The 26,891-nt window shown below is 30.1% G+C and carries 23 protein-coding genes, 2 tRNA genes and 1 pseudogene; 9 read left to right on the forward strand and 17 right to left on the reverse strand.

Going from position 1 to position 26,891, the window contains the following annotated elements; genetic code table 11:
- The first annotated feature begins 217 nt into the window (after window positions 1-217).
- From ACJ6WR_RS21640 to ACJ6WR_RS21650, 3 genes are all read left to right on the forward strand, one after another.
- Window positions 218-2,161 (forward strand): beta-1,3-glucanase family protein, encoded by a 1,944-nt coding sequence (locus ACJ6WR_RS21640; RefSeq protein ID WP_409416462.1) that lies wholly within the window; start codon window positions 218-220, stop codon window positions 2,159-2,161.
- Window positions 2,162-2,336: 175 nt separating this feature from the next.
- On the forward strand, window positions 2,337-3,965 hold the full coding sequence (locus ACJ6WR_RS21645; protein ID WP_409416463.1) for a glycosyl hydrolase family 18 protein: 1,629 nt from the start codon (window positions 2,337-2,339) through the stop codon (window positions 3,963-3,965).
- A gap of 218 nt (window positions 3,966-4,183) precedes the next feature.
- Window positions 4,184-4,256 (forward strand) — tRNA-Met (locus ACJ6WR_RS21650).
- Between the two features lie 132 nt (window positions 4,257-4,388).
- Here the strand turns inward: ACJ6WR_RS21650 and ACJ6WR_RS21655 are convergent.
- The 8 genes and pseudogenes from ACJ6WR_RS21655 to ACJ6WR_RS21690 form a co-directional block, all read right to left on the reverse strand.
- On the reverse strand, window positions 4,389-5,096 hold the full coding sequence (locus tag ACJ6WR_RS21655) for a DUF2071 domain-containing protein (RefSeq protein ID WP_039114352.1): 708 nt from the start codon (window positions 5,094-5,096) through the stop codon (window positions 4,389-4,391).
- Between the two features lie 168 nt (window positions 5,097-5,264).
- Window positions 5,265-6,698 (reverse strand): hypothetical protein, encoded by a 1,434-nt coding sequence (locus ACJ6WR_RS21660; RefSeq protein ID WP_409416464.1) that lies wholly within the window; start codon window positions 6,696-6,698, stop codon window positions 5,265-5,267.
- A 163-nt stretch (window positions 6,699-6,861) separates the two neighbouring features.
- On the reverse strand, window positions 6,862-7,578 hold the full coding sequence (locus ACJ6WR_RS21665) for a hypothetical protein (protein ID WP_409416465.1): 717 nt from the start codon (window positions 7,576-7,578) through the stop codon (window positions 6,862-6,864).
- 619 nt (window positions 7,579-8,197) lie between these two features.
- Entirely contained in the window at window positions 8,198-9,586 is a 1,389-nt protein-coding gene (locus tag ACJ6WR_RS21670; RefSeq protein ID WP_409416466.1) for a serine hydrolase, read from the reverse strand.
- A gap of 510 nt (window positions 9,587-10,096) precedes the next feature.
- Window positions 10,097-10,381, reverse strand: coding sequence for an immunity 17 family protein (locus ACJ6WR_RS21675; RefSeq protein WP_039114348.1), 285 nt, complete (start codon window positions 10,379-10,381; stop codon window positions 10,097-10,099).
- Between the two features lie 464 nt (window positions 10,382-10,845).
- On the reverse strand, window positions 10,846-11,226 hold the full coding sequence (locus ACJ6WR_RS21680) for a hypothetical protein (RefSeq protein ID WP_323490313.1): 381 nt from the start codon (window positions 11,224-11,226) through the stop codon (window positions 10,846-10,848).
- A gap of 160 nt (window positions 11,227-11,386) precedes the next feature.
- A complete protein-coding gene (locus ACJ6WR_RS21685) occupies window positions 11,387-11,977 on the reverse strand; it encodes a hypothetical protein (protein WP_409416467.1) in 591 nt (196 codons plus the stop codon).
- A gap of 143 nt (window positions 11,978-12,120) precedes the next feature.
- Window positions 12,121-12,549: pseudogene (locus ACJ6WR_RS21690) on the reverse strand (DUF5713 family protein).
- A 459-nt stretch (window positions 12,550-13,008) separates the two neighbouring features.
- On the opposite strand from ACJ6WR_RS21690, the gene ACJ6WR_RS21695 reads away from it, so the two are divergent.
- A tRNA-Met gene (locus ACJ6WR_RS21695) sits at window positions 13,009-13,081 on the forward strand.
- 101 nt (window positions 13,082-13,182) lie between these two features.
- Here the strand turns inward: ACJ6WR_RS21695 and ACJ6WR_RS21700 are convergent.
- Entirely contained in the window at window positions 13,183-13,962 is a 780-nt protein-coding gene (locus ACJ6WR_RS21700; protein ID WP_323490316.1) for a hypothetical protein, read from the reverse strand.
- A 197-nt stretch (window positions 13,963-14,159) separates the two neighbouring features.
- Between ACJ6WR_RS21700 and ACJ6WR_RS21705 the strand changes: the two genes are divergently transcribed.
- Together ACJ6WR_RS21705 and ACJ6WR_RS21710 are read left to right on the forward strand one after the other, a co-directional pair.
- On the forward strand, window positions 14,160-14,405 hold the full coding sequence (locus ACJ6WR_RS21705; protein WP_323490317.1) for a GIY-YIG nuclease family protein: 246 nt from the start codon (window positions 14,160-14,162) through the stop codon (window positions 14,403-14,405).
- Between the two features lie 105 nt (window positions 14,406-14,510).
- Complete coding sequence (locus ACJ6WR_RS21710; RefSeq protein WP_409416468.1) at window positions 14,511-14,765, forward strand: GIY-YIG nuclease family protein; 255 nt, start codon at window positions 14,511-14,513, stop codon at window positions 14,763-14,765.
- Between the two features lie 160 nt (window positions 14,766-14,925).
- On the opposite strand, the gene ACJ6WR_RS21715 is transcribed toward ACJ6WR_RS21710, so the two are convergent.
- The 5 genes from ACJ6WR_RS21715 to ACJ6WR_RS21735 form a co-directional block, all read right to left on the reverse strand.
- On the reverse strand, window positions 14,926-15,519 hold the full coding sequence (locus ACJ6WR_RS21715) for a DJ-1/PfpI family protein (protein ID WP_409416469.1): 594 nt from the start codon (window positions 15,517-15,519) through the stop codon (window positions 14,926-14,928).
- 150 nt (window positions 15,520-15,669) lie between these two features.
- Window positions 15,670-16,329, reverse strand: a complete 660-nt coding sequence (locus tag ACJ6WR_RS21720; RefSeq protein ID WP_409416470.1) for a hypothetical protein — start codon at window positions 16,327-16,329, stop codon at window positions 15,670-15,672.
- A gap of 300 nt (window positions 16,330-16,629) precedes the next feature.
- Window positions 16,630-17,538: a hypothetical protein gene (locus ACJ6WR_RS21725; RefSeq protein ID WP_409416471.1), complete on the reverse strand. Its 909-nt coding sequence runs from the start codon at window positions 17,536-17,538 to the stop codon at window positions 16,630-16,632.
- An 86-nt stretch (window positions 17,539-17,624) separates the two neighbouring features.
- Window positions 17,625-18,164, reverse strand: a complete 540-nt coding sequence (locus ACJ6WR_RS21730; RefSeq protein ID WP_409416472.1) for a helix-turn-helix domain-containing protein — start codon at window positions 18,162-18,164, stop codon at window positions 17,625-17,627.
- 220 nt (window positions 18,165-18,384) lie between these two features.
- The gene (locus ACJ6WR_RS21735; protein WP_409416473.1) at window positions 18,385-20,052 is read right to left on the reverse strand and encodes a DUF6138 family protein; all 1,668 of its coding nucleotides are present in this window, start codon (window positions 20,050-20,052) and stop codon (window positions 18,385-18,387) included.
- Window positions 20,053-20,451: 399 nt separating this feature from the next.
- On the opposite strand from ACJ6WR_RS21735, the gene ACJ6WR_RS21740 reads away from it, so the two are divergent.
- Window positions 20,452-21,150, forward strand: a complete 699-nt coding sequence (locus tag ACJ6WR_RS21740; RefSeq protein ID WP_409416474.1) for a pseudouridine synthase — start codon at window positions 20,452-20,454, stop codon at window positions 21,148-21,150.
- Window positions 21,151-21,220: 70 nt separating this feature from the next.
- The gene (locus tag ACJ6WR_RS21745; protein WP_409416475.1) at window positions 21,221-21,829 is read left to right on the forward strand and encodes a hypothetical protein; all 609 of its coding nucleotides are present in this window, start codon (window positions 21,221-21,223) and stop codon (window positions 21,827-21,829) included.
- A gap of 301 nt (window positions 21,830-22,130) precedes the next feature.
- Here the strand turns inward: ACJ6WR_RS21745 and ACJ6WR_RS21750 are convergent, their stop codons facing one another.
- The 3 genes from ACJ6WR_RS21750 to ACJ6WR_RS21760 all read right to left on the reverse strand — a co-directional run bounded on the left by ACJ6WR_RS21750 (window position 22,131) and on the right by ACJ6WR_RS21760 (window position 25,249).
- The gene (locus ACJ6WR_RS21750; protein WP_409416476.1) at window positions 22,131-22,838 is read right to left on the reverse strand and encodes a DUF6090 family protein; all 708 of its coding nucleotides are present in this window, start codon (window positions 22,836-22,838) and stop codon (window positions 22,131-22,133) included.
- A gap of 26 nt (window positions 22,839-22,864) precedes the next feature.
- Window positions 22,865-24,001, reverse strand: coding sequence for a hypothetical protein (locus ACJ6WR_RS21755; protein WP_409416477.1), 1,137 nt, complete (start codon window positions 23,999-24,001; stop codon window positions 22,865-22,867).
- A gap of 441 nt (window positions 24,002-24,442) precedes the next feature.
- Window positions 24,443-25,249 (reverse strand): formylglycine-generating enzyme family protein, encoded by an 807-nt coding sequence (locus tag ACJ6WR_RS21760; RefSeq protein WP_409416478.1) that lies wholly within the window; start codon window positions 25,247-25,249, stop codon window positions 24,443-24,445.
- 388 nt (window positions 25,250-25,637) lie between these two features.
- Between ACJ6WR_RS21760 and ACJ6WR_RS21765 the strand changes: the two genes are divergently transcribed.
- Window positions 25,638-26,774 carry a helix-turn-helix domain-containing protein gene (locus ACJ6WR_RS21765; RefSeq protein ID WP_409416479.1) on the forward strand — a complete coding sequence of 379 codons (1,137 nt, stop codon included), beginning with the start codon at window positions 25,638-25,640 and terminating at the stop codon, window positions 26,772-26,774.
- Window positions 26,775-26,891: the final 117 nt, after the last annotated feature.

Below are 26,891 nucleotides of genomic sequence, written 5' to 3' on the forward strand. Positions count from 1 at the left end.
TTAATTCAATGTCATTAAGTTAAGCTTTTGAACTATAATTTTTCTCGCAAAGACGTCAAGTCGCAAAAAAAATCAAGCCTAAACTTTGCGACTTGGCGTCTTTGCGAGAGATTTATTCGGCAAAACATTACAGTTGTTTTCTTAACTTAATGATATTGCATTCACGCCTACTAACTTTTGAATATATACTATTACTAACCCCAAAAAAACTTTAAACATGAGGAACTTTAAATTTAAAAAAATCCCTTTTATTGCAGTATTGCTGTTTATGCTGCTATCGAATTTTATGTACGGACAAGGGCCGATACCGTTTACAATAAACAACACATCTACATTTAATGACAATGAATTGTACGTAGCAATTGTAGGTATTGATTATACAACAGGCAACCACGTTTGGGTAAATGCAAAAACAAGTCAGGTATTACCAATGAGTTCATCATACAATACCGTTACAGGACCTACTATTGGAGGAAATACAGGACCGGGACAAAACTCAAAATACGCTAATTGTTTTACCAAATTGAGTGAAATTCCGAATAAAACATTTACGTTGCCTCAAATTGCAGGTTGCAGGGTTTTTATAGCCAAAGGACAGCAGTTGTATTTTTACTTTTTTGGAGCCAATGGAGCACCATCTGGATATACATCGCCAAATCCGTTAAACGTAACAGATCCTAATCAAGGTATTTTATATGAAATTATAGAACTTACTAATAATCAATATGGATTTTTTGGTAATCCATCCAGAGTAGATTCGTATAAATACCCAATGGGACTTGAATTATTTGGAGCCAATGGATACCAAAAAAGAGTAGGGGAGTTAAAAAAACATGCTGATATAGTTGCAGCATTTAAAGCCAATGTACCATCACAATTTCAGGGATGTGTTAATGATGCAACGGGTGAAATTACTGCGCCGTCTAAAACTCCAGCCTTCGCAGATGGAACAGGAGGAACTACCGTAGGCGCTCAAGCCAATTATTTAAAACCCTATATTGATGCCATCTGGAATAAATATAAAACAGAAGATTTAATATTTTATGCAGGAGATGCAGGTGTTTTTAAAGGCAGAGTAATAGGCGAACAACTAGAAATGGTTGGGCAATCTGGAGGATTTGTAGGACGTACAGGAAGAGTGCAATATCGACCATCAACTCAAGAAGCACTTGAAGGTAAAGGAGTCTTAGACAGAAGACTTGTAGATGGTGATTTGGATCTTGTAATTCAGGCACAATTAACAGCAGCAATTAACAGGCATGTAGTAAATGTGACTACTCCAAATCCTGGGCAACAAAATTGGTATGATGCATCAAAATTTTACCAAGTTAACCCAACCAATCATTATTCTAAATTTTGGCATTTGCCAGGTATAAGTGTTGATAATCTGGCTTACGGATTTGCTTATGATGATGTTGCTGATCAATCTCCATCACTTCATACTACACAACCTACCAAAGTAATTGCTGTTTTTGGAGGATATGGAGGATCAACACCTACAACGCCATCTTCAACCTTAATTCAAGCCGAAAACTATTCTGCCATGAACGGAATTCAAGTAGAAACAACCACAGATACCGATGGAGGTTCGAATGTAGGATATACAGATACTGGAGATTGGATGGCTTATAATAATATCAATTTCCCAACGACAGGAGCATATTTAATTGAATACAGAGTTGCTAGTGCTGTAAATGGTGCAAAAATATCTTCGGATTTAAATGCCGGAACGATTCCCTTAGGAAATGTTTCCATTCCGAACACAGGAGGATGGCAAAACTGGCAAACGGTATCTCAAACAGTAAATGTAAATGCAGGTACTTACAATTTTGGAATCTACATTCAGAATTCAGGCGTAAACATTAATTGGATTAAAATAACTAAAACAGGAGCAACAGCAAGAGTAGCTTCAATAGACACAAAAATAGAAGAACCGAGTTCGTTAATTATTTATCCAAGCCCAGTAGAAAATACACTTTTTTATACAACAGATCTAGCAGGAGGAGATGTTAGTATTATTGATTCTCAAACTGGTACTGCGGTTTCTGGACAAAAAGCAACAGATAATAGTATAAATGTTTCGCATTTAAAATCAGGAATTTATTTGATTATCTTTGAGAAAGACGGTAAAAAAATTGTCAAACGTTTTATAAAAAAATAGTTTTAGAGAAATTATTTTAACCTTATAAGTGATATAAGTAAGTATTAGCGCTATAAATAAGCGTAAGCTAAAATGAACTTACATCACTTATATGGTTAGTTTTTAGTGTAAATTTATGTAACCTACTATATAAATTAATTTATTATAAATCCTACTAATTTTAAAAACAAGCCCTATGAAAAACAATTACAAAACAATGCGATCAAGATGTATAATCATTTTGATGTTGGGAGTTTTCAATTTGTCAATTGCCCAGAAAAAAGTAATAGCTTACATCCCTAACTGGATTGACCTTAATGCATTTTCAAGTAGCGTTCAATACAGTAAATTAACCCACATTAACATTGCATTCGAAAATCCAGATGCCAATGGATATTTATCTTTTAATTCAGGAAGTAATACAATTATACAAGCAGCACATGCCCAAAATGTGAAAGTTTTTGTATCCCTAGGTGGAGGTTCCGTATCTGAAGGTGGTGCAATTCGCGACAATTATTTTAATCTGATTAAGAGTGCCAACAGGACAGCATTTATTCAAAAAATATATGATTATGTAGTTGCCCATAATTTTGATGGTGTCGACATGGATTTAGAAGGCCCAGCGATTAATAGTGATTACGGAGGTTTTGTAATTGCTCTTGCAGCCAAATTACATGCAAATGGTAAGCTAATTACAGCAGCACTTTCTGAAGGATATGGAGGAGCAAATGTACCATCATCTACATTCGCCGCTTTTGACTGGATTAATATTATGGCTTATGATGCTACTGGTCCTTGGGCTCCGGGAAGTCCGGGTCAACACTCTCCATACAGTATGGCAGTTAATCAGTTTAATTATTGGACAGGCAGAGGATTACCAGCAAGCAAAGCTATAATAGGACTTCCGTTTTACGGATACGGTTTTGGAAGTTCTGCAAATCAGGGAATTTCATACGCTAATATTGTAAATACGTATCCTGGTGCAGAAAATACGGATCAAGTTGCCAGCACAATTTACTATAACGGAATTCCAACAATTAAGCAAAAAACGACATTTGCGATTCAAAATGCAGGTGGAGTTATGATTTGGGAATTATCTCAAGATGCAGTTGGTTCTAAATCTTTGTTAACAGCTATTGATCAAGTAGTAAATGCCGGGCAACCACCAGTAGGTACAGTTTTAATTCAAGCAGAAAATTACTCATCGATGAGTGGAGTTCAAACAGAAGCCACAACAGATACAGGGGGAGGATTAAATGTAGGTTATGCCGATACAGGAGATTGGATGGCATATTCTAACATTAATTTTCCAACATCAGGCTCATACGTAATTGAATATAGAGTTGCAAGTGCTGTAAATGGTGCCAGAATATCCTCGGATTTAAATGCAGGTATAATTCAGTTAGGAGCTGTTAACATTCCAAATACGGGAGGTTGGCAAAATTGGCAAACTGTATCTCAAACGGTAAATGTAAATGCAGGTACTTATAATTTTGGAATCTACATTCAGAATAGTGGGGTAAATATTAATTGGATTAAAATCACTAAATCTGGATCAACTGCAAAAGTAGCTTCTTTAAATTCGGAAATAGAAGAAACAGATTCTTTAATCGTATATCCTAGTCCAGTAGAGAATACGCTTTTCTTTACAACAGATGTTACTGGTATTAATGTTAGTATTGTAGATTCTCAAACTGGAGCTGCAATCTCTGGACAAAAGATTATTAATAACAGTCTTGATGTTTCAAGTTTAAAAGCAGGAATATATCTGATTGTTTTAGATAAAGATGGTACAAAAACAGTAAAACGTTTTATAAAAAAATAGTATTTGACTATTCCTCACAATTAAAAAGCCTGATTCTACATAGAATCAGGTTTTAGTTTTATAAACTGAACTTCTTTTTTTTGAGATTAAACCCCTAAGTTTATTGACTTACAGTAAATTAAGTAGTGTACTTAGTTTAGTACTTAATTTTATTTAAAAATAATTCATTTTTTCCATTGTATAACCGTAAAGACTACGTATCTTTGCACCCGAAACAACGCGGGATAGAGCAGTAGGCAGCTCGTCGGGCTCATAACCCGAAGGTCACAGGTTCGAGTCCTGTTCCCGCTACTAAGACAAAAAGCTTCAGAGAAATCTGGAGCTTTTTTTCGTTTTGATATGTTTGTCCATGTTTTGTTCACGAACGGGACGCTCGTGCAAGTAGAGAACAAAATCCGTTGTAGTTGCTGTTATAGCCAGTGGTTATTTATCCGTTTCACTTTTCCATTCGTGTTCAATATTTGTCATAAGCAATGCGTTGTCAAAAGTCACCGAACCTTTTGGAAAAATATCTTCGTTTTCAAAAAAGCTTGATTTTACATTTTGAACGTTAAGAGGTCGAACTTCCCAATTGTATGCTTTCAATCTTAGTCCGTCAAATTTATCTTTGTTTAGTGAATATCCAAGGTCACCATTTTCAAAAAAGTCTGAAGCATTATTTAATGTTTCAAAAATTGAATTATCGCTAAATACTTTTGTTTCCGTGGCATCAATTAATATTTCGGTGTTGTCTGAACTCTTAAAGGCAATATGATAATTTCCGTTTTTTTCAGCTACATTAAATTTCGCGTAATAGTGTTTGCCTGGAAATACTCGTCCACCAACAAGTGTGTTTAATTTTAATGAAGTGTCTCTGCGTGGAATATAAACTCCTGATTTTGTCTCACCATTTTCATCCCATTCCACCGCAATTCTGTGAGCGCCATTTTCAGAGTTTACACCAACAAAGTCAGGAAATCCTTTTGGTTTTATGTTTTTCAGTCTGATTAAGCAAATTCCAACGATAGCTTTGTCTTTGTATAGTTTTGGTCTAAAAGGAAACGGAATAATTTTCTCCACCGATTTTGGGTCAGCTGTGAAGTTGATTAAAATTCTTCTGTCCATATATCCGTGTATTGTCGGGATTATCATTGTTGTTTCGGTTTTTGTACCATTGGCTATAACGTCTTGGCACTACAGCGGGTTTGGGATTAAATTAAGATTTATGTTTTTGGATTTGCCAAATAATCCCTAATACAAAACTGACTTCCATTAAGCCAATTGTCTAAATTGCTTGTAGCGTGTGTTGCCATACGTTTTTTATTCTAATGTTAAGTTGTTCTCATTTACAAAATCTTTCAAGTCTTTTTCCCAACCAGGAAATTTTTTAAATTCCTCTTTTCTGGTTTTTATAACTTCAAAACCTTTATTAAAAGTTTCTTTATCGTTTAATAATTTAATTGCTTCCATTATTGATAACAAACCATAAGCATTTTTATTTATTTTGAGTTTATCAATGAATGAATTTTTAACTATCAATAAACTTTTATTGTCGTTTAATTCTTCAACAAAATTTGGCAAACCTAAATCCTCGCTTTCGATTATGTTGTTTTCTAAAGCTTTTAAATATTCTGCGTTAGATATTTTTTTTAACTCGTTTAAGATATGAATTAATTTACCTTCTTTATTCCAAGTCAAACCACTTTCCATATTTTCTACGAAATCACTATCATCGTAAATATTTTTATGAATAATTTCTGCTTTTCCTTTTAACATTAAACCATTGAAAAGGAAATTTTTTGTTTCTATTTTTGAATGTTTTTTTTTATAATTATCCAGAATATTGTATGAGATTATTTTATTTGTAAGCCATAATTTCTCTAAAGTTGGATAAAATAATTCACATTTATTCATTTCAATTTGATTGTAAATTGTACTTAAACAGTAATTTCCACAATCATTATTCTTCAAATCTTCAATTTTGAGTTGAACAGCTTTTTCAACTGTTTTAACAGTTTCTGGAGTACAGGATTTTGCTAAAGCAAACATATATTGAAAATCGTCAAATTTTATATTGTTTTCTAATATTTCTCTGAATTGTTTGTTTGGAAATTCTTCAATTGCTGGTAAAGCATCTATTCCGAAGCTTTTAATTAATTCTATATCATTTTCTTTTTTATATTTTGCTATAGTAACTAATAGGGCAGAAGACTTATTTTCTGATACAATTTTTCTTATTGGTTCATAGAATTCTTCATTTTGCGGAATCCAATAATTTATGCTTTCCAACAATTTTACATTTATTGGATTTTTATTTAATATTTTATGAACTAATATTTCTTTGTTTGAAGTTATTTCATCTTTTGAATAGTTTCGATTAAAAGTCAAGCTTTGAAACATAAAATTCGGGAAACTTTCATTGCTTGATAAACATTCAGTTGAATAAACTAACGTGTCTTTTGAATCAATCAAATTATCATAAACATCAAATACTTTTTTACTTTTGCTATTTATTAATGTTTCAATTGAAATTCCTTTTATAAAAGTGTTTTTACCATTTAATGAAAGATAAACTAATTCTTCTTCAGTTGCTTTTTTATTTAACAATTTTGAAATTGAATCATTTTTCCAACCCATTGCATTGAAAGTTTTATAATCCTCAAAAGGTTTAATAAAATTTTCTAATTCTTTTGTTATTTGAGAGTTGCAATTAATGAAATTGAACAGTAAAATACTTAATATTATTCTTTTCACGATTTTTTAGGTTAAAATGTCTGCCAACGTCTTGGGACTACAGCGGGTTTGGGACTAAATTAAGCCCTTTCTTCGAATTTGACAAATCATCCCAAATACAAAACCATCTTTCCATTAAGCCTATTGCCCAAATCCGTTGTAGCATCTGTTGGCAGTAGTTTTTTTATAAGATTTGGGACTTTGCCGTTAAAATATAATTCTTTAATGATTCTTTATTAAAATTGAATTTAGATTTTTTAAAGGTTACAAATTTAATTTCTAATAGGTCAAGCAACTTTATTTCAATTATTTTTTCAAAAAGATTTTCAATATAATACGATTCCATATTACCACTTAAATAAGCAAAATTATTTTGTATGTTTTTCTTATTTAAAATTTTATCTCTAAAAACTAAAAATTGCTTTTTTACCTCAATCTCATCAAGTTTCTCAAATTTTTCGTCAAATATTGATTTTATATATTCGTCTGAAAAAAGAATTTCACTATACTCATCATAAATTTTTTGTTCAACAATATGCAAATCTCCATAGTCAAGGAAAGGGCGTCCCTGTCCTATAAATTTTGAACGAATTTTAATTCCATTTTCTATTCTACTAAAACCAAAAAAGTCAATTATATCATTTAGCACAAAAATCCAAACATTACTCTTTGGAAAAATTTCCGAAATGTCTTTTTCTAAACTTGTCAACTCTTTTTCTTCATTAACATTTTCAAAGAAAATTTTGTCAAGTAAAATCAATGTTGAATTTTTAATAAATGTTATTGAAAGATTTTTTGGAGAAAGTTGATTAATCAATGATACTTCAAAATCTTTTGAATCGTAATGCACTTTTGAATCTGGAAGATAATCTATTAAAATTCCTGTAATATTTAATGACATGATGTGTTTTTTAAAATTTCTACCAACTTGTGTATATGTCTGATAAAATCCGACTTATCTACCCTAAAGTGGGGTGCTATGTCTGACAAATGTCAGTGTTTATTTGTTTTCAAAAATAGGATATTTACTTAACAATATTCAAACGAACTTATATTTGTTGAATCCTTTAGTACATATATGAGTGCAATTTCAATAGGTATAAAATTTATGTCAAGCTAATTCTTGTTTAAATTCTAATTTAATTCTACTTTCTGAGAATAAAATAAGAACTAAATAAACAGACTTTTATTCCACTGATTCAATATTATAAATGACTAAGATCAAATTTAAACATGGAAATCAATATAAAATAATATTTATTTTTTTTAAGTCATTCACAAAATGGTTCGAGAATTGTCTCGTTAGGGCTACTAAGACAAAGCTTCAGAGAAATCTGGAGTTTTTTTTTATACAGTAATTTTTTCGTCTGTCATCCTGAGCGAAGTCGAAGGAACGCAAAGATAATTACGCAAGAAATTCGTAGAAAGCAACTCTTGCTTAATTACTTTAGATTGTGGGTGCGAAGTCAGGAGACATTCGCACAGCGTTTAATAAGAACTCTTCGAAGAACAGGACAGTTTTATTTCGTCCGTTTTGCTTCTATCTTCTTTCCATTCTGTAATAAAAACAAATTTGAAATTTCTCCTTTATCGCTCTTTTCAAACTGAATTTGTGCATCTACTACTTTGTAGAAAAATAACATTTCACTTTCTACAAATATCGGGAACACCTTTTGTCCTGTCAATTGTGAAAATAGTTGGTCTTTATCTAATGAAATTTTGATTTCAAAATCTTTTTCAACTTCATAAGTCCCAACAAACTTTTGAAGTTCTTCAGTTGTAATCATAATTTCTTTTCTGATTTTTTGCACAGGCAATGGTTTATTATATAGAATATTTCTAATTGCTTTAGAAGGAATTGAAACGTTGTTGTGATTTTGAAGTATTATTATTGTTTTATCATTTGTAATATGTCTATCGATAAAAGTTACATAACCTGGCCACCCCCCATCATGGTTTGCAATTTTTCCAAAATCAGCATTTTCTTCAATTCCCCAACCAAAACCATAATTCCTTTTAGCTCCGTCTTTCAAAATTGCTAATTCAAAAACTGCTTTCATTCCCTCTTTTGTGAGTAATTTATTGGTATATAATGCTCTATCCCAAATCAATAAATCCTTTACAGTTGAATTAACTGATCCATCTCCAACAACACCATCAAGCCAAATAACAATTTTAGTTTCTTTCAATTCGTCTGGTAAAACATATTTTTTCAAACTATCTGAGTAAACATAACCAAAAGCATAATTGTCAATTTTCTTTGGCGATAATCTACGATTGTTAACAAAGGTATTTTTCATTTTCAACGGTTGGAAAATAGCTGTTTTTAGATAGTCAGCGTATGTCAAACCCGATGCTTTCTCAATTATTGATGCCAATAGTGCATAGCCCGTGTTGCTATATTCCCATTTAGTATTTGGCTCAAATACTATTTTTGGTTGATGCTCACTAAATATATTAATTATGTCTTTGTTAGTGGCAATTTTAGATTTGTCAAATAAACTATCCATAAGCTGCATATAGTCTGGTAAACCTCCAGTATGATTTAATAAGTTTCTTACAGTTATACCTTTATAAAAAGAAAGTTCAGGTAAGTATTTTTTGATGTCATCGTCCAAATTCAACTTCCCTTTTTCTTTAAGTATCATTATCCCCATAGCTGTGAACTGCTTTGAACAAGATGCCAATTCAAAAATCGAATTTTCGTTCAATTTATCTTTTGTTGTTTCGTTTGCAAGTCCAAAACTATGGCTATAAATAACTTTCCCTTTTTCTGCAATTAGAAAATTTCCATTGATTTTCTCTTTTGAATAAAGAGAATTGAGCAAACTGTCAATTTTTTGAATTCTGTCTTGTCCAAATGTAAGATGTGCAATTAAAAGAAGTCCGATTGTAATTGTTAATTTCATTTTTTATTTCTTGTTAATTAATGTAGGTGAGATGTTTCGCAAAATTGCCACCAACTTATTTATGTGTGTGACAAAACCATACAAAGCCCCAAATTCGGTAGATATGTGTGATAAATTTCACACAATATTTATTTTCAAATATATATTTTTTTTCACTACAATTTTCAAAAGGCTTTTTAATTTGAGTGATGCTTTTTAGCATTTATATGAGTGTTAAAACAAACAACAAGCTGAAAAAAATAAGATACGCATGCTAAAATACTGTAATAATCCAAGATAATATGGTTAGATAATTGAATGCTTCCAGCTACTAAGACAAAGCTTCAGAGAAATCTGGAGCTTTTTTTTATGCAGTAATTTTTTCGTCTGTCATCCTGAGCGAAGTCAGGAGACATTCGCACAGCTTTCCATGAGAACTCTTCGGGGAGTAGGGTAAAATAAATATGTAAACTTATTTTAGGACGAGACAAACGTTTGAGGCACGAATTGCAAATCCGTGCTATCGGGTATTCAAAATGATTTATAATAAAAAAATATAATCAAACATATTATAGTTACAGTTGCTGATAGTATTGTAATATAAAGTCTCACTAATTTTTCACCAAAAATATTTATCCAAAAGAACATTCCTCTTTCATAATAATTTCCATTTTTATTTATAATCCAATCCCATTTTCTAATACTCCCTATAAAAAATAAAAGTGAAATAGCAGAAATAGACAGATAAAAATATTCTGGGTTTTGTTTTATGAAATTTGAGAATATGTCACTATATTTTGTTAAGTATTCATCCATTTTTTAATAATTATTTTTGTCAGGCAAGTGGTCGTGAAAGCATGACACATAACGTCTCAGTACTACTGAGGATTTGATAGTAAATTTAGTCCTATTTTTTTGCTTTGCAAATCATTCCAAGTACAAAATCAACTTTCCAGTAAGCCAATTGCCCCAATCCGTTGTAGTAACTATTAGCAACTGTTTTTTATTTTTCAGATGTTTCGTTTATGTTGTACAATTCTGGCGTTGCGCTAACTCTTGACAAAAAATGAATAGTTCCAGTTGTTTTGAACTTCTTTGTAGCCAGCACAATTCCACAAATTAGCCCGATTATTGAAATTTTAATTCCTAAAATTAATCCGGCTAAATTTTAAATATTATAATAAACAATGCATCCAATTTCCAAACTTAACAAAGTTGGCGAAATCACAATTTTAAACCAACCAATCAATTCCGTTATTTTCTCAAGTATTTTGAACATTTTATTTTTCCTTTTCAAGAACCATTTCTAATTCTAGTTTAGCTCCCAAACCCTCTGATTCACAAATAACGCTTTCATTTCCAACTTTAATTATTTTGACATTTATTTTTTGTCCCACAATTGAATGATTTTCGGAATCATTAAATTTTGTGTAAGTTAAAATATATTCACAAGCTGATACCCAATTTATTGAAGCTCGGAGTTCAATTTTATTTACTTTGTCAGTTTCTATTTGTTCAGTTTCATTTCGCAATATCTTCCAATTTTTGTAAATAGGATTGGTATATGTGAATTTACCCACTTTATAATCAGAACATTTTTTTTCTTGTGAATAAGTATTGAGATTAATGAGAAGGATTATTAACAAAATTGTTTCTTTCATATAAGGTTTTTAAAATAGTTACTAACGTTCTGCTAATACAGAGGCTTTGGGACTAAATTAAGCCCATTATCTAATTTGCTAAATCATTCCAAAATACAAAGCCAACTTTCGATTAAGCCGATTGTTCAAATTCGCTCTAGTAGCTGTTAGCAGCCATTTTTTATTCTACTATTGGACAATTAATTTGATAAGGTTCTTTTGGGAAACCATATAATATCATCTTTTGTTTGTCAACATATTTTATTGGAATTAGTTTATCAAGATAATTGTCTGTATAAAGTGAAAGAAATAGCGTTTTATTTAGTTTTTCAAGTACAATTTTACTTCCTTCTTTATTCAAACGTTTGTCTATTTCTTGTATAACTGGTGAGTCCAAAATCTCGTTGAATCTAAGATTCATTTTTTCTCCATTCCAATTAAACTCAAACTTTAAATTCTGAATTTCAGTTTCTGTTAATTCAGTTTCTGTTGCGTTTAGTTTTTCGTAATCGTTTTCGAATATACAATCTTCAGTTATAGATTCTTCATCGCTTAAAATTTTATGAATTTTTCCTTTTCTAAAAAATCTAATTCGATTTTGATTTATAAATTTATGTTCTGTTTCACTTAATTTTTCATTTCTGTTTTTTATTAGACAAATATCATTGATTTTTTCAACAACAAAAAAATCAATGATATCTTCATCAATCTGAATAATCTCCGAGTTTCCGTAATGATCTGGAGTTTTTATAAAAAGCCAATATTCTTTCATATGCAATTCTGTTAAATAGCTGGTAATGTTCTAGGGCCAAAGCGGGTTTTGAAATTTAGCCCTATTCTCGGATTTACCAAATACAAAACCAACTTTCCATTAATCTAATTGCCTAAATCCGTAGTTGTAGCTGTTAGCGTTTTTTACCATTCTCTGGGAGCAATCAGTTCTTCTACATCAGCATTGAATCTATATGCTTTAGCTATAAAGTCAAAGTCTGCCCCAATCGATTCTCTAGCACCAGTTTCAATATCGCTGTTTTGCTCAAAGAATTCGTTTTGTAAATCATTTATTTTTATAGTCGCTGTATGTGTTAACTTATAAAGTTCGTCAAGATTTTTCGGCGATGTTTTTTCAATATCAATGCATAGTTAAATAAGAATTGTTTTCACTTTGTCAACGAGAAATTTTGGAAAATATGAATCAGCATACATATCTTTTAAATAAGCATAATTTTTCATTTTCTCGTTTTTTAAATTTTCTTGGTTTACTATTGCGTTTTGATTTTTCAATTGCTGGCCATTACAAGAAAACAAAATCAGAGAAATTATTACAATAATATGTCTTTTCATTTTTATAAAATTAGTACTAACTTATTTATATGTGTGACAAAACTACACAGAGCTATCCAAATTTAGGTAGATATGTGTGATAAATTTCACACATTATTTATTTTCATATATATTCACTACAAATTATCAAACAGACTTTTAATTTGATAGATACTTTTTGGTACTTATATGTGTGGTCATGCAAACAAAAAGCAAAAAATAATTAAGATGTACATGCTAAAATACTAGAATAATCTAAGATAATCTGGTTAGATATTTGAATGCTTCCCGTACTAAAAAAAGCTTCAGATTTATTTGAAACTTTTTTTATGCAGTAAAGTATCTTGAAGTTTAATAAGTAAACTTATTCTAGGATGAGATAAACGTTTGTGCATAAGGTTGCAAATCAGCGTTATCGGGTATAATTCATTTTTTTCATTGTATAACCGTAAAGACTATGTATCTTTGCACCCGAAACAACGCGGGATAGAGCAGTAGGCAGCTCGTCGGGCTCATAACCCGAAGGTCACAGGTTCGAGTCCTGTTCCCGCTACTAAGACAAAGCTTCAGAGAAATCTGGAGCTTTTTTTTATGCAAAATTTAATTAGTTTTACTTAATTGTAATTATCAGATTTAACAGCAGATGAGAGTTTTCTATGGAATTTCTTCAAATGAAAGTGCCTCTTCAAATGAAATTTCAATCGTCTTAAAAATATCTTCTACATTAACAGTACTTTTAATTTTTTCAATAACTTCTTCTGTCTTTCTACTCTGCTTATTGTTGGGTAAAATTTCAGCGTAGTAATCAATTTCATTATGCCATTCTTGCACAAATTTCAGTTCTTTTAAATTCGTAATTTTGCTAAAAATTTGATGGTTATTTTCGTTTCTAACATTTGAAAGCATTCTTTTAATCCCATCTTTTCTAGCACTTTCAATATCATTATAAAGGTGTTTTATTTGTCCCTTCATTCCCAAACAAATATTTGTAAAATCCCACTCAGTTTTTTTTATTTCAATTATTTCACTCTCGCTCCAGAATGTTGCATTAAGTTCATTTATGAAAAAAGTATCATTAACTTTTTTAATTAGTGAATAAAAAGGAAAAGGAAAAAGTTTCGATAATTCCAAGATCTGTTTGTCTGTTGCGTTTGCAGGTAACCAAAACTCAGTTTTGAAATCTAATTGAAATTCTTGTTTAAAAAAAGCAGATACCTTTTCAATTAGTTCAACATCTTTATCATAATTATTATTTGAAAAAACATAATCTTTAATAAGAGGATTGATATTCCTCAAAAAATTAATGCTTAGTTTTTCAATTAAAATTTCAGCCTCAGAAACAGAAGAACATTTATCTATTATTTCTCCGAATCCACCATACTTGTATGCATCGCCATCCCAAAACAAGTATGATTTTCGTATTATTATTTCCATAATTAGTTGTTTGCTTTTCTATATCCTCTTCTGATGATTTTATTTTTCTTCAAGCTAATATAGAAAATAATTTTTAATACAATTTATGCACATAAAATTTCAAAAAAATCATTTATAAACTGGTTAGATATTTGAACGCTTCCCGGTACTAAGACAAAGCTTCAGAGAAATCTGGAGCTTTTTTTATGCTTTTTATCATGGAGGAATTTGTTTTTTATATTTTATATTCAGAAAAGTTTAATAAAAATTATACTGGTTATACTTCTAATTTAATTGAAAGATTTAAATCCCACAATTTTCTTGAAACAAAAGGATATACTATAAAATTCAGACCTTGGGAAGTAATATTTTATAGTTCTAAATCCGAAGCTATGAAAAGAGAAAAATATCTAAAATCCGGAATTGGAAGGGAGTTTATTAAAAATCTAATTTCTAAATTATAACTCAGTTGAGCTCATATCCGCCGCGGCGGACACAGGTTCGAGTCCTGTTCCCGCTACTAAGACAAAGCTTCAGAGAAATCTGGAGCTTTTTTTATGCTTTTTATTATGGATGAATTTGTTGTTTATATTTTATATTCAGAAAAGTTTAATAAAAATTATACTGGTTATACTTCTAATTTAATTGAAAGATTTAAATCCCACAATTTTCTTGAAACAAAAGGATATACTATAAAATTCAGACCTTGGGAAGTAATTCATGTTGAATTTTTTAGTTCTAAATCCGAAGCTATGAAAAGAGAAAAATATCTAAAATCCGGAATTGGAAGGGAGTTTATTAAAAATCTAATTTCTAAATTATAACTCCGTTGGGCTCATATCCGCCGCGGCGGACACAGGTTCGAGTCCTGTTCCCGTTACTAAGACAAATCTTCAGAGAAATCTGGAGCTTTTTTGTTTTAACCCTTTTTGTCAATATCTCGTCGCGTTTACGAGCGGGACGCTCACGCCAACAGGATGGTTTTTATTCTACTTTAAAAGTGTCGTTGTCTTTATCTTCTGTCCAATTATATTCTATTTCAAATGCAATTCGTCTTGCAAATTCAATTCCGTGTTGGTCACTTATGAAACCCAAAACCATGTCTATTCCAGCACTTACACCCGATGATGTATAATATTTGTCGTCAATTGTCCAACGTGCTTTTTTGTTCCAATTTACATTTGTCCCATTTGTAATTACCCAAGCAAATGCTCGTTTATTTGAAGTTGCTGTTTTATTGTCTAAAAGTCCAGTCCTTGCTAGTAGTGCACTTCCTGTACAAACCGTCAACACGAATTTGCTGAATGTTGATATTTCTTTTATTTTATCTATGAGTAATTTATTTTCAACTTCTTTTCTTGTACCCAAGCCACCAGGAACTATAAAAATTTCCAAGTCCTCGTTAACATCTTCTAATTTCGCAGTCAAGGCAGAAACTCCATGTTTATTTTTTATTTGCCCACCATTTAACGAATAAAACTTAATAGTATATAAGTCTTCAAGTCGTCCAAAAACTTCTACAGGCCCATAAACATCTAAGGTTTCAAAGTCGTCAAATAGTAAAACTGCTATGTTCATTGTTTGGTATCTTTTAAAGTTATCGCCAACGTTCTGGTACTACATGAAGTTTAGGACTAAATTAAGTCCACTCTTCGGATTTGTCAAATCATCCTAAATACAAAACCAATATTTCATTAAGACAATTACGCTATTGTATGCTTTTGTTTTTTACCAATCTTGAATGTGGATAAAGAGATTCGGTAATTGGACTTTTAAATTTTCGGCGCTTTCTTCAGAAATTTTCGTCCTAGTTATATCTAATGATTTTAAATTTGGTAAATTTTTAAATAATGTAAATGACTTTTCGGTTACACTTGTGTCAAAGAGTTGTAAATATTCGAGGTTTTTAAGATCTTTAATATTCATAAGGGTTTCATCATTAACTTCTGTTCCTCCTAAAAACAAATTAGTCAAAAGTGGTAAATTCTTCAAATAATTTAAAGTTTGACCTTTTATTAAGGTGTCGTTAAGCCATAAATAATTAATATTCTCTAAAGAAGATATAGCCATAATTGAATCATCCGTTATTCTAGTCCCTCGAAGGTTTAAATTTTTCAAATTTTTCAAACTGCTTAAATGAGAGATTCCGATGTCTGTAATTGAAGTTGAATCAATGTGCAAAGATTCTAAACTCGTAATTTGTCCAATTTTCTCCAACCAATTATCATCAATTTCTTTTTTAGAGGATAGACTTAGAAATACTATTTCATTAGGATTTTGACCATCTTCAACAATTGTTCCGTTATATTCAAAACGATCTTGTCTATTTAAAATCCACCATTTATTTTTTTTAATATTATCTATTGCTTGTTGTTCTTTTTCTGTCATTTACGCTTAGGTTTAGATTTTTATACATTAGAGTACAACTTATTTATATGTGTGACAAAACAATACAAAACTATCAAATTGGGGTATATATATGATAAGTATTATAATTTATTCTTTATAAATCATTAAGATACACATTTGACAATACTATAATAATCTTTTAGAATTTAGTTAGATATTTGAATCCTTCCCGCTACTAAGACAAAAAGCTTCAGAGAAATCTGGAGCTTTTATGTTTTTAACCATCTTTGTCAACACCTCGTCGTGTTCAAGAGCGGGATTCGTGCGCTAGCAGTTTTTTTATTCGATTCCCATTTTGTTTTGTGTACAATCAATGTACAAACTATTGTTTAAAAATATTTTGTTTCCGAGTAATCCTGTCATGCCAGAAAATTTCATTATTAAGTATTGGGCTTGTGAAAATCCCTTAACGTAAGTAACATTATTTAAAGGTATCTCGTGGTTGGGGAATTGAATTTTTTGGTTGCAGTTTGCTGTGTACGCAGTTAAAACTTTATTCCACGATTGTGATTTTTCTATATTTATTTTTGAGTTAGGTAATTTCAAGTTTTCCCATACTTCTTTGTCAGTTAATAATTCATAGGCACTTGTACCGGAATCAAATAAAAAATTTTCCTCTTTCTTTTTTAATAAACCTCTAACTATTATTTTTCTTTTTTTGAATTTAAAATCAAACAATTTAGTTTGAAATTGAGATGGCATTTTTGATAGATTTAAAGCAATATAATTTTCTTTAAAATTGATGATTGTTTTTCTATTTTCTAAAATATCTGCACCAATAGTCCCAATTATTTTTATGGAATCATTATCATCATTTCCGAAATCATAAATTTTAAATTTATCTGAAGTAATTTTTGTTTTTCCAATATAGAAAGAAGTTTTTGCAAGTTTTTTATTTACGGAGATTTGACTGATTTTTTTTATTGAATTTGAATAAAATATGGTATAAGGCGAACCCGTGTCAAATTGCAAATAATAAGTTATTGTATCATTCGAAAAATGTAAAGGAAGCAACAAAACATTTTTTTCTGTACCCAACCATGTAAATGGAATAAAACCACTTTCATTGTCTACTGTCAAATAATTTTTTTCTGGAGTGAATTTTTGATCAAAATAAATATAGCCTACAAGTGCAGCTAAAATCAAAACGACCAAAATGGTCAAGACAATTTTCTTTAAAACTTTCATTAGATTTTTTTTACAAATTTCTGTTTTACAAAACAATTTCTTTGCAAAAGGAATACGCCAATTTTACGTCAATCTACTGATTAAGTTTATAAGTAATTGATTTTTAGGTTTTTATTCAAATCGTTTTTTGTGTTTAAACTTATACCATTTACAATAACTACGAATAATTTCAGACAAATAATTAATAACAATGGAAATATAAAAAGTGGAAAATGTAGTGATAATTCTTTTTGAATGAATGGGCTTGCTATTTGTGAAATAGCAAGCGCAACTGTAATTAGAATTTGAACACTTACTATATTTTTTCCAAGCTCTTTGTTTTTGGTATCTTTTGTTTTGTAGGTCAAAATTAATGGGAATATAACTCCTCCAAAAGGTATCAGAAGGCCAAATAAACTAGAAAAATTAATCAATTTTGCTCTGTCAAGTTTTATAATTTCTTTGGAAGGAATTAGTTTTTCAGGTTGAGTTTCGAAGACATTTGCAAGTGCCCTCAATGTAAATCCTTTTGGAATGTTTCCTGCTTCAATCCTTTGAATTGTCCTTAGCGAAAGTCCACTTTTTTCGGCAAGTTCAGTTTGGGTTAAGTTTTTTTCTTCTCTTAAATATTGAACTATTGATTTCATTTTCGTTTTATTTGCGATTCTGGCGAACGTTCTGCTAAGGTTCTGAAGCTACAGCAGATTTGGGACTAAATTAAGTTTTTTTTTTTAGTTAAACACAAATCTGCACTATCAATGTCTTTAGTACAAAAGTTTAATAGAATTCCTGCTTTTGAGCCTTGTACAAATACTTTATAGAAGTACTTCAGACACCATATTACCAAACCGATGTTTGCTGTAGTAGCTATTTCTTGAGTTGTTCGAGCAACAATTCTTTTAATTGTGAATCAAGTTTTGGGATTGTTTTTGTATAATCTCTTCCCCAAATCGAATAAATAATCTCTTCAACTTCATAACTTTCGAGTTTTTCCAACTCGTTAATTAAAAGTTCTAAATTTGGTTCTTTATTCATCAATGTTGCAAGGTTTTTATAAGTCATTTCAAACTGTGCAGAGAGGATACCTTCACAAATCAGAACGATTGATTTTTTAGTAACTTCATATTTGTCAATTAGGTTATTAATAAAGTACTTATGAACCATTTGATGTTCATCGTCTAATATTTCAAAATATTTATGAACTAATGGAAAATATTTTTCGGAAGTCAATCCCAACCCAAATACGGCATAACTTCCAGGTAGACAACTTTTTTCGCCTTCTTCTACGTCATTATACCACTCGAATTCTTTCATAGCAACCAATGCATATTGCTCGATTTTATCATGTAGTTCAGGATATTGCAAACAATTGGTAAAAAATCTGTTGGTAGAAGATTTTGCAATTCCTTTAATTGGTAAAAATTGTTTTTCGGATTTTGAAGAAAATTTAATAGAGTAACTGTTGGGAAACCCTTTTTGAAGTAGATTGATTATAAAATCTAAAGCCTTTTGGTAACATTCCGAAGTTTCGTTTTTGATAGTAACGGAAATTGTAGAAAAAACATCATTGGCTTTACATTCTATATTTTTGTTTTTATAATGAATATCTTCTTGGGCAAATAGTCCTGTGCCGAAATTAAGATATTTTTTTGCAGTTTCAGAACCGAAATCCTTGCTTGCTATTTCTAAATCTTTCAGCGCGTCTGAAGCGTAATCTTTAAATTTAATCCTCAAAAAGGAAGTGTAAACCCAAAGTGAAAGTTGTTCGGCGTTTACATTTTCTTTTTTAAAATCATTTTTGATTGCATTTTTTTCAGAGAAATTTCCAGAAATATCGAAATGCAATGGTTTAAATTCGTCTTTTACCCAGTTGTTGAGCATATGCAAAATACTTCGTTCGAAATCTTCGCTTGATTTTCTGTTTTTAATGTCTTTGAAAGTGTGATTTAAACAGTGTTCTATTATTTCAATAAGCTTCATTGGTGAAAAACCCATCAAATTAAAATTTACTAGGTTGCCCGAAAACACAGTTATTTCTCTTGCATCCTTAACTTTTCTATCGAGATTGTAAATAACTTTTGTGATATAATTGTTCATCCGTTTCTGAAGCTCTAATTTTCGTTCTTCATCTTCAATGAAAAATGTTTCCTTGTATGAACCGCTTTTATATTCAAATTCCAAAATTAACTTAATACAATACCTAAACATTGGCTGATTGGCTTTGTCAAAAAATAAATCAGAAATTTGTTGTTTCAGAATAGGAATTACATTGTCAATAAGATTCTCTTTCGACAGATTATCGATGGGTTCTGAAATTTCGAGTTTAAAGTAAGGAGTTTTGTCCCAATCGAAATCGTATATAAACAGTCCTATCTTCTGTCCTTTGAATTGAATTTTGAGATAATCGTGATAGCCTTCCTGAATTTCACATTCAGAATATGCGGTTTCTCCGATATGATTTTTTAAGTCATTTTTTGTTACTTCGACAATACCTTTCGTCATATTGTCGATAATTATTTTTTCGATTGTATTCATTTCTGTTTTTGTAGAGTTTCTGTTTTTTGTCGAGTTTTGTTTTGATCTAGCGATGTTGTGTTAATACCTAATGTTCTGGGACTACAGCAGGCTTGGGACTAAATTAAGTTTTTTTTTTCGTTAAACACAAATCTTAAAAGGCACGATTAACTTTAAATTAAGCCTAAAACTCTAATATTGCTAAATCGCTGTTACCATCTTTTTTTATTTACTTGATAAAGATTGTACGTGTGAAGTCAGGAGACATGTATACTTCGGAGAGCTAGAGATGCAATTTTAATAGCACTTCTTGCAATGGAATCTTTTATTGTGTTTTTCGATTTAGAATAAAAAAGAAAAGCATAGAAACAAATAAGTCATAAAAGTGATTTTAATCGAAATCTCTTTTACTTTTGCCAAATGTTAGAAATTCTTTACCAAGACGAATATATTATTGCAATTAATAAACCAAGTGGATTATTGGTTCACAAATCATTTTATGCCCGCGATGCAAAAGTTTATGCTATTCAGGAGTTGAGAAATCAAATAGGAGGGCAACACGTTTATCCTATTCACCGGTTAGACCGTAAAACATCTGGTGTTTTGTTATTTGCGTTGGACAAAGAGGTTTTGAAAATTATGAATGATCGTTTTGCCACACGCGAAGTCGAAAAAAAATATTTAGCAATTTTACGTGGTTGGTCACCCGAAGAACTAACGATTGATTATGATTTAATAAATGATGATGACATTAAACAAAATGCAATAACATACTTTCACCGTTTGCAAAATGCCGAAGTTGAGTTAGAGTTTAATAATAAGCCAACGTCACGATATTGTTTGGTAGAAGCGATTCCTGAAACCGGACGTATGCATCAATTACGAAAACATTTCAAACATATTTTTCATCCCATTTTAGGAAGCCGTCCACATGGTTGTAACAAGCAAAATAAATTATGGTTGGAGAATTATGAGATGAAAGGAATGATGCTTCACGCACATCAGTTAATCTTTAATCATCCAATAAAAAACGAACAACTAATCTTGAATGCAAAGATTAATGAAGAGTTTAGCAGAGTAGGGAATATTCTTAATCTAGATTTGAGTAAGTATGAATAGAATAATAAATTTATCTTTCTTAAATTTACTCCAAAAGCTATAATGTTTAATTTCTAACTTCTAACAAAAAATGGATTTTCAGAATAATGAATTTTCGGAAGTTGAATCATTAAAATCAAATAAAATTACTTTTATAGTAAAGGTTTTAGGAGCATTTATTTTTGTGAGTACAATTTTAGGAATAATTATTTCAGAGGTAGTTATCATTGAATCTGAAAAACTATCTGTTATATTTAAATTTTATTCTGTAGTGCTATCTATATTATTGCTATCTTTTTTGATATATGCCATAGTAAAGCATACAATTACTATCCGAAAAAATAAAATTACCAAAGTAATAGTTGATCAAAATGGTTTGCACCATTATAATAATGAAATAGTTATTGAATCTCTAACTTTTAAGTCTTTATCCCCAAATCCCAATCCGAAAAATTATGATGTAGTTTTATCAGAGGGTGAAGATGTAAGTCTTGATATTTGTGTATATTATTTCGATAACGCTACAAACACAATAATTTATAAAGCCATTATATTCAATACTCCATTTTCAATACGCAATGCAAAAGAATTACATAGACATTTCATAAAAGGTGTTTTAAAGTTTCGATCCGATTTGAAAGTTTCACCCCAGGTTTTAGATTTATTAAATTTAAATAATTTGAAATTGTTTCGTCCTTAAATTTATCTTACAGGACTTACCTTTAATTCTATTTTTACGTTATAGTAATGCCACTTGCTCTCCGAAGTGTTCCTATTGCCATGATTGCGATGAGAAGTCTCCCGACTTCTCATCCATTCCAATAAGTAACAAATATCAAGTAATTTTCGTTTATTTAAGATTGCCTATAACGTCCCTCTAGTACAGAGGGCTTGAAATTAAATTATACTCATTCATTATATCTGCTAATCATTCCAAATAGCCCAACTTCAAATTAAGGCTAAACCCGCCACATTGTCAAACGGCGGTTGTGTGCCATTTTTTATTTATTCAACTCTTTTTCAATTTCTTTAATAAGTTCAATTGTTAGTGGTTTTGTATTTTTGTCGTAAACCCTTATATTATTCTTACCTAGTTTTACAAGAAATTCAATTGTCTTTTTAAATTTTGGGTCTGAATATAACTCTTGTTCTGATTTATCCGCATTTTCTATCATTTTATCAAAACACTTAAACAAAAAATCATTATAATATTTATCGACTTCGTTAATTGCCGGTACATATATTTGATAATAATTTAAGATTTTCTGTTTTAATTTTTCGTCTTCAATATAGCCAATTTTACCACTAGATTTAAAACCTTCATAATTACCAATATTCATTTTTGGTCCATGCGAATAAATTGGAAAATCAACTTTATTTTTAGACTTATAAATACTGTCAAGTTGGTGAGGTGTTAGTGCTAAAATTTTCTCATAGCTTATGTTTGACTTTTTGTATGCTTCCTTTTCAATGTCGATGTTTTTTACATCATTTTGCAAATCATTCTTTAAATTTTCAAGAAACACTGTCACTTCTTCTTGTTGATGCCTGTGTTCGCTCCAACTGTGTAACGATATTGAAAGTGTTACAGCAAAAACGATTATAAAAATTTCTATAATGATTTCCTTCACTTTCTCTCCCAATGTATGTTTTGAATTTTTCACAGTTTTATAAATTTTTTCTGAATGTTTCGTTATTTCTTCTTGCATATTTTTTTTATTAAAATATCTTCCTATTATTTTATCGAGATTTCTTTACTTTTAGTTACTTTAGGAATATAAATAAGATAATCATACCCCTTTATAACTCTCGATAAGTATATATCATCTACTTTTAGTTTGTTTTGTAAAATAGATTTCTTTAAAGGTCTTAAATCAAAACAGTACCATTGATCATCTTTTAACACATTTAGAAAAGATTTAAAACTAGTATTATCCTCTTCGTCTTCTCCTTTTCCAACAAGCATTATATGTAACGATTTTTTCCAACTTGCTTCTTCAATATTAGAAATTAAGCTGCCTATATCATATATATCAGTTTTTGTTAATATGGTTTCCCCTTTTGGTAGATGAACTGCACCAAATTTGAAAAGATTTTTTTTGTTTTTCCAATCGGGCATTTGGTTTAGCAAGATACTTTTCATCAGTTGAATCCTTAAGGGATGATTTCTATTAATATAAATCTCTCTACTTAACTTTAATGCTTCAATTTGTTTTCGCTCTTTATCAGAAAGTTTTAACTTCAACAACAAATCTATTTTTTGAAGGCAATCTTCGGATAATAGGTAGAATTTTTCATGCCCTTCTTTAGACACAAGTAGTTTGGAATTATGAAGCATTTGCTCATATATCTCAATCACTTTTTTATTTTTCGAAGTTTCTTTTAAATTTGAAATTATCATTTGATCTGCAAAAATGCTAATTTGTTCAACACCATATATTTTGGTATTACGTTTAACTAAATCCTTAAGCAAATTAAATTCGGGTTCTAACTCCAAAAAAGAAAAGTTTGTACTATATTCTTTAACAAAAGAATTAAGCTGTTCGGCAGATAGAGATTTAATATTTGTTTCGATTATATCTACTGAATAAGGATCAACCTCAAGAAAATAATTATCAAACTTAACCTCATTGATAATAGCATTTGTGAAATAAGGAATTTCGTTTGTAAAATGACTTTCTCCCAACAAAACCGAATTAGATTGTTTTATTTCATCTAGTAAAACATCCCATCCTTTTCCCTGAAATGAAATATTTTTATCAATTTGGAAAGGGAAACCATTCTTTTGAACTAAACTGTCAAGTAATATGTTTTGAGCATAGTTAAAATTTGTAATGAATAATGTAAGAAGTAAGAGTATTTTTTTTTTCATGTTGTATTATCTTTTTTTTGGTTTATTTTGGTTTATTTTGTTTTTTTTTTTTACTATTAAGGTTCCCGAAAATTGCAGCCAACTTGTTTATATGTGTGACAGAACCACAAAAAGCGACCCGGATTTGGGTAGACATAAAGGATAAGTATTGTATGCTATTTATTTTCAAATATATAATTTTTCCATTATAAATTATCAAAGGGATTTTTATTTTACTTGATGTTTTTGATACATAAAATGAATGTGAATATATCAACAAAAGAAGAAAAAAATTAAGCTATAATTTTATAATTAGTGAATTTATTTAATCTTTTCAATAGTTTTATATTTCATAATAAAGTGCCTTCTTTTTATTCTTAAAAGAAATCATCCCAAATATAAAACCTACTTTCCATTAAGGCTTATTGTCCAAATCGGTTGTAATAACTGTTAGCGGTAGTTTTATTTATTTTTTGCAATTCTAAATCCAAATCCGTCATTTCGTGTGCCTTTTGGAGATTGGTACCTAACTTCTGGCATATGAATTCCATATTCTAATGGCTTTCCATCAGTGCTTTGGGTTTCGTAAAACCAACTAACTCCTTTCGAAATTTTATAAGCTCCTTCGGCCGGTCCTTGTGGATTTTTTGTACTTACTAAACTATCTTTTTCAGGATTATACCAATCAAAAACCCATTCACCAACATTTCCAGTCATATCATAAATTCCTAGTTCATTAGGTTTAAGTAGACCAACTTTATGAAAGATGCTGTCTGAGTTTTCTTTTACCCATCCAATCTCGATTGGATTATTACTACCACTATATTTGTAGTTTTTAGTTTTCTTTCCGCCTTTAGCGGCATATTCCCACTCTGCTTCAGTTGGTAATCTTCCTCCTGCCCATTTGGCAAAGTCATTTGCTTCGTCCCAAGTTGCAAGCATTGGGTTTTCGTCTATCCATTTATAATATACTTTTATTCCGTGGGCATTTTCAATAGGTGCTTCAGGCATTTTTCTGCCTGTTTTTTTACAAAATTCTCTAAACTGTTTAACAGTTATTTCATATTTACTTATGTAAAAGTCATCAAGCTCTACCATTCGGTGTGGACTTGTAAAACCATTTATTGTGTCTCCTTTTGGGCTAATGATGAATTGGTTTTTACCTTGTTCAAAAGTTCCACCCTCCACAAAAACATAGTCAGAATTGTCTTGTTTACAAGAATTTAGCATCAAAAGTCCAAGAAAGATTATAAATGTCTGTTTTGTCATAATATCTGTTTTAAATTACTGTCAACTTATTTATATGTGTGATAATTATTACACCCTTTTTATTTCAAATATATAATTTTCATTATAAATCATATAGGATGCGCATGCTAAAATACTATAATAATCCTCAAAAAAAATCAATAAATATTTCAATACTTACCGTTACTATGACAAATCTTCAGAGAAATCTGGAGCTTTGTTGATTTATTTAGATTTACAAAATATTGTCTGATTCAGATTACAGGCATGAAGTCTGGAATCATTAGCACAGGCTTGCATGAGAACTCTTTGGGAGTGCCATTTTAGTTAATCATTTCTTAATCCCCTAAGAAAATTCATCAGTATTAATATAAATTCGTCTCATAAAAACAACTTTTATATTAAAAAATTGATTTATACAACACTTTTAAATATTGCGATTTTCCAGGGAATAGTCTTAGGCTTAATTATTTTAAAGTCTTCTATATTCAATAGTAATTCAAATAAATATCTGGCATACTTACTATTTACACTCTCAATTATTTTACTGAATCATGTTTTTGAGATTGAAGATGCATTTACTCCCTATCCTTTTCTACGCTTTATCGATCACATCGAGTGGGTATTTCTAATCCCTTCTTTCATATTCCTGTTTATTATAAACCGGATTGATGATACTGTAAAAAGTAAACAAAAATCTTATTTATGTTTTATTCCATTTGCCTATTCCGCTGTGCTTACTATTACACAAGATCTTGATCATGTTGCAGGAATTTATACTATTCCTGAGTCAGGCATCAATCTAATCAATATACTTGGTCTGATTCATCTTTTTTTAGCCGTTACATTCATCCCATTTCTATCGCTTTACTCTTATTTTATGATAAGGCATTTAAAAGATTCAGAGGAAAAAAAATGGATAATCATCTTATTAACAATTGTTACTTCATTGTTACTCGCTTTTCTTATTATCTATCTAACCAGCTTATTTGTTCAATTTGATATTTCTGCTACTATGAGCATCCTGGCTTTATCTGCAACATTCATAATTCACTGGACAGCTTATATAGGTATCTATAAATACAAACTAGCCAAAAACAAAGATGCGGTTTACAATTTTCTAAATGAAGATTTAGCTATTTCGTATAGCAATATGCAAATTGTAGAAAATAGTATACCAGATGAATATAGGGAATCTATCACGGCAGATAACCTTTATTTTCAAAGACTAGAACTTCTTTGTAAAGAGCAGCACATTTATACAGACAGTACATTAAACAGAGAAAAAGTCGCTGAAAAACTGGGCATAAGCGCAGGATATGTTTCACAAATTGTAAACACGATAACAGAGGATAATTTTGCTAATTACATTAATCAATATCGGGTTGAAGCTGTCAAGGAAATGATTTCAAATTCTGAATATGAAAACTACAATTTGCTAGCGATGGGATTAGAATCTGGGTTTACTTCAAAAACGACTTTTTATAAGGCCTTTAAAAAAGTTACTGGTCAGACACCAAATGAATATAAAAATACCAGTAAATAAGTACCAACTTTATCCATTTTTAAGTTTTTGAAACCTTTTCTTATGTGAATTTTGGATTGAAATAATTCAAATTACTTTTTATGAAAAAAAACTTTTTATTACTTCAATCGGTATTGA

This window comes from Flavobacterium sp. PS2, from assembly GCF_046250155.1.
Classification (GTDB): domain Bacteria; phylum Bacteroidota; class Bacteroidia; order Flavobacteriales; family Flavobacteriaceae; genus Flavobacterium.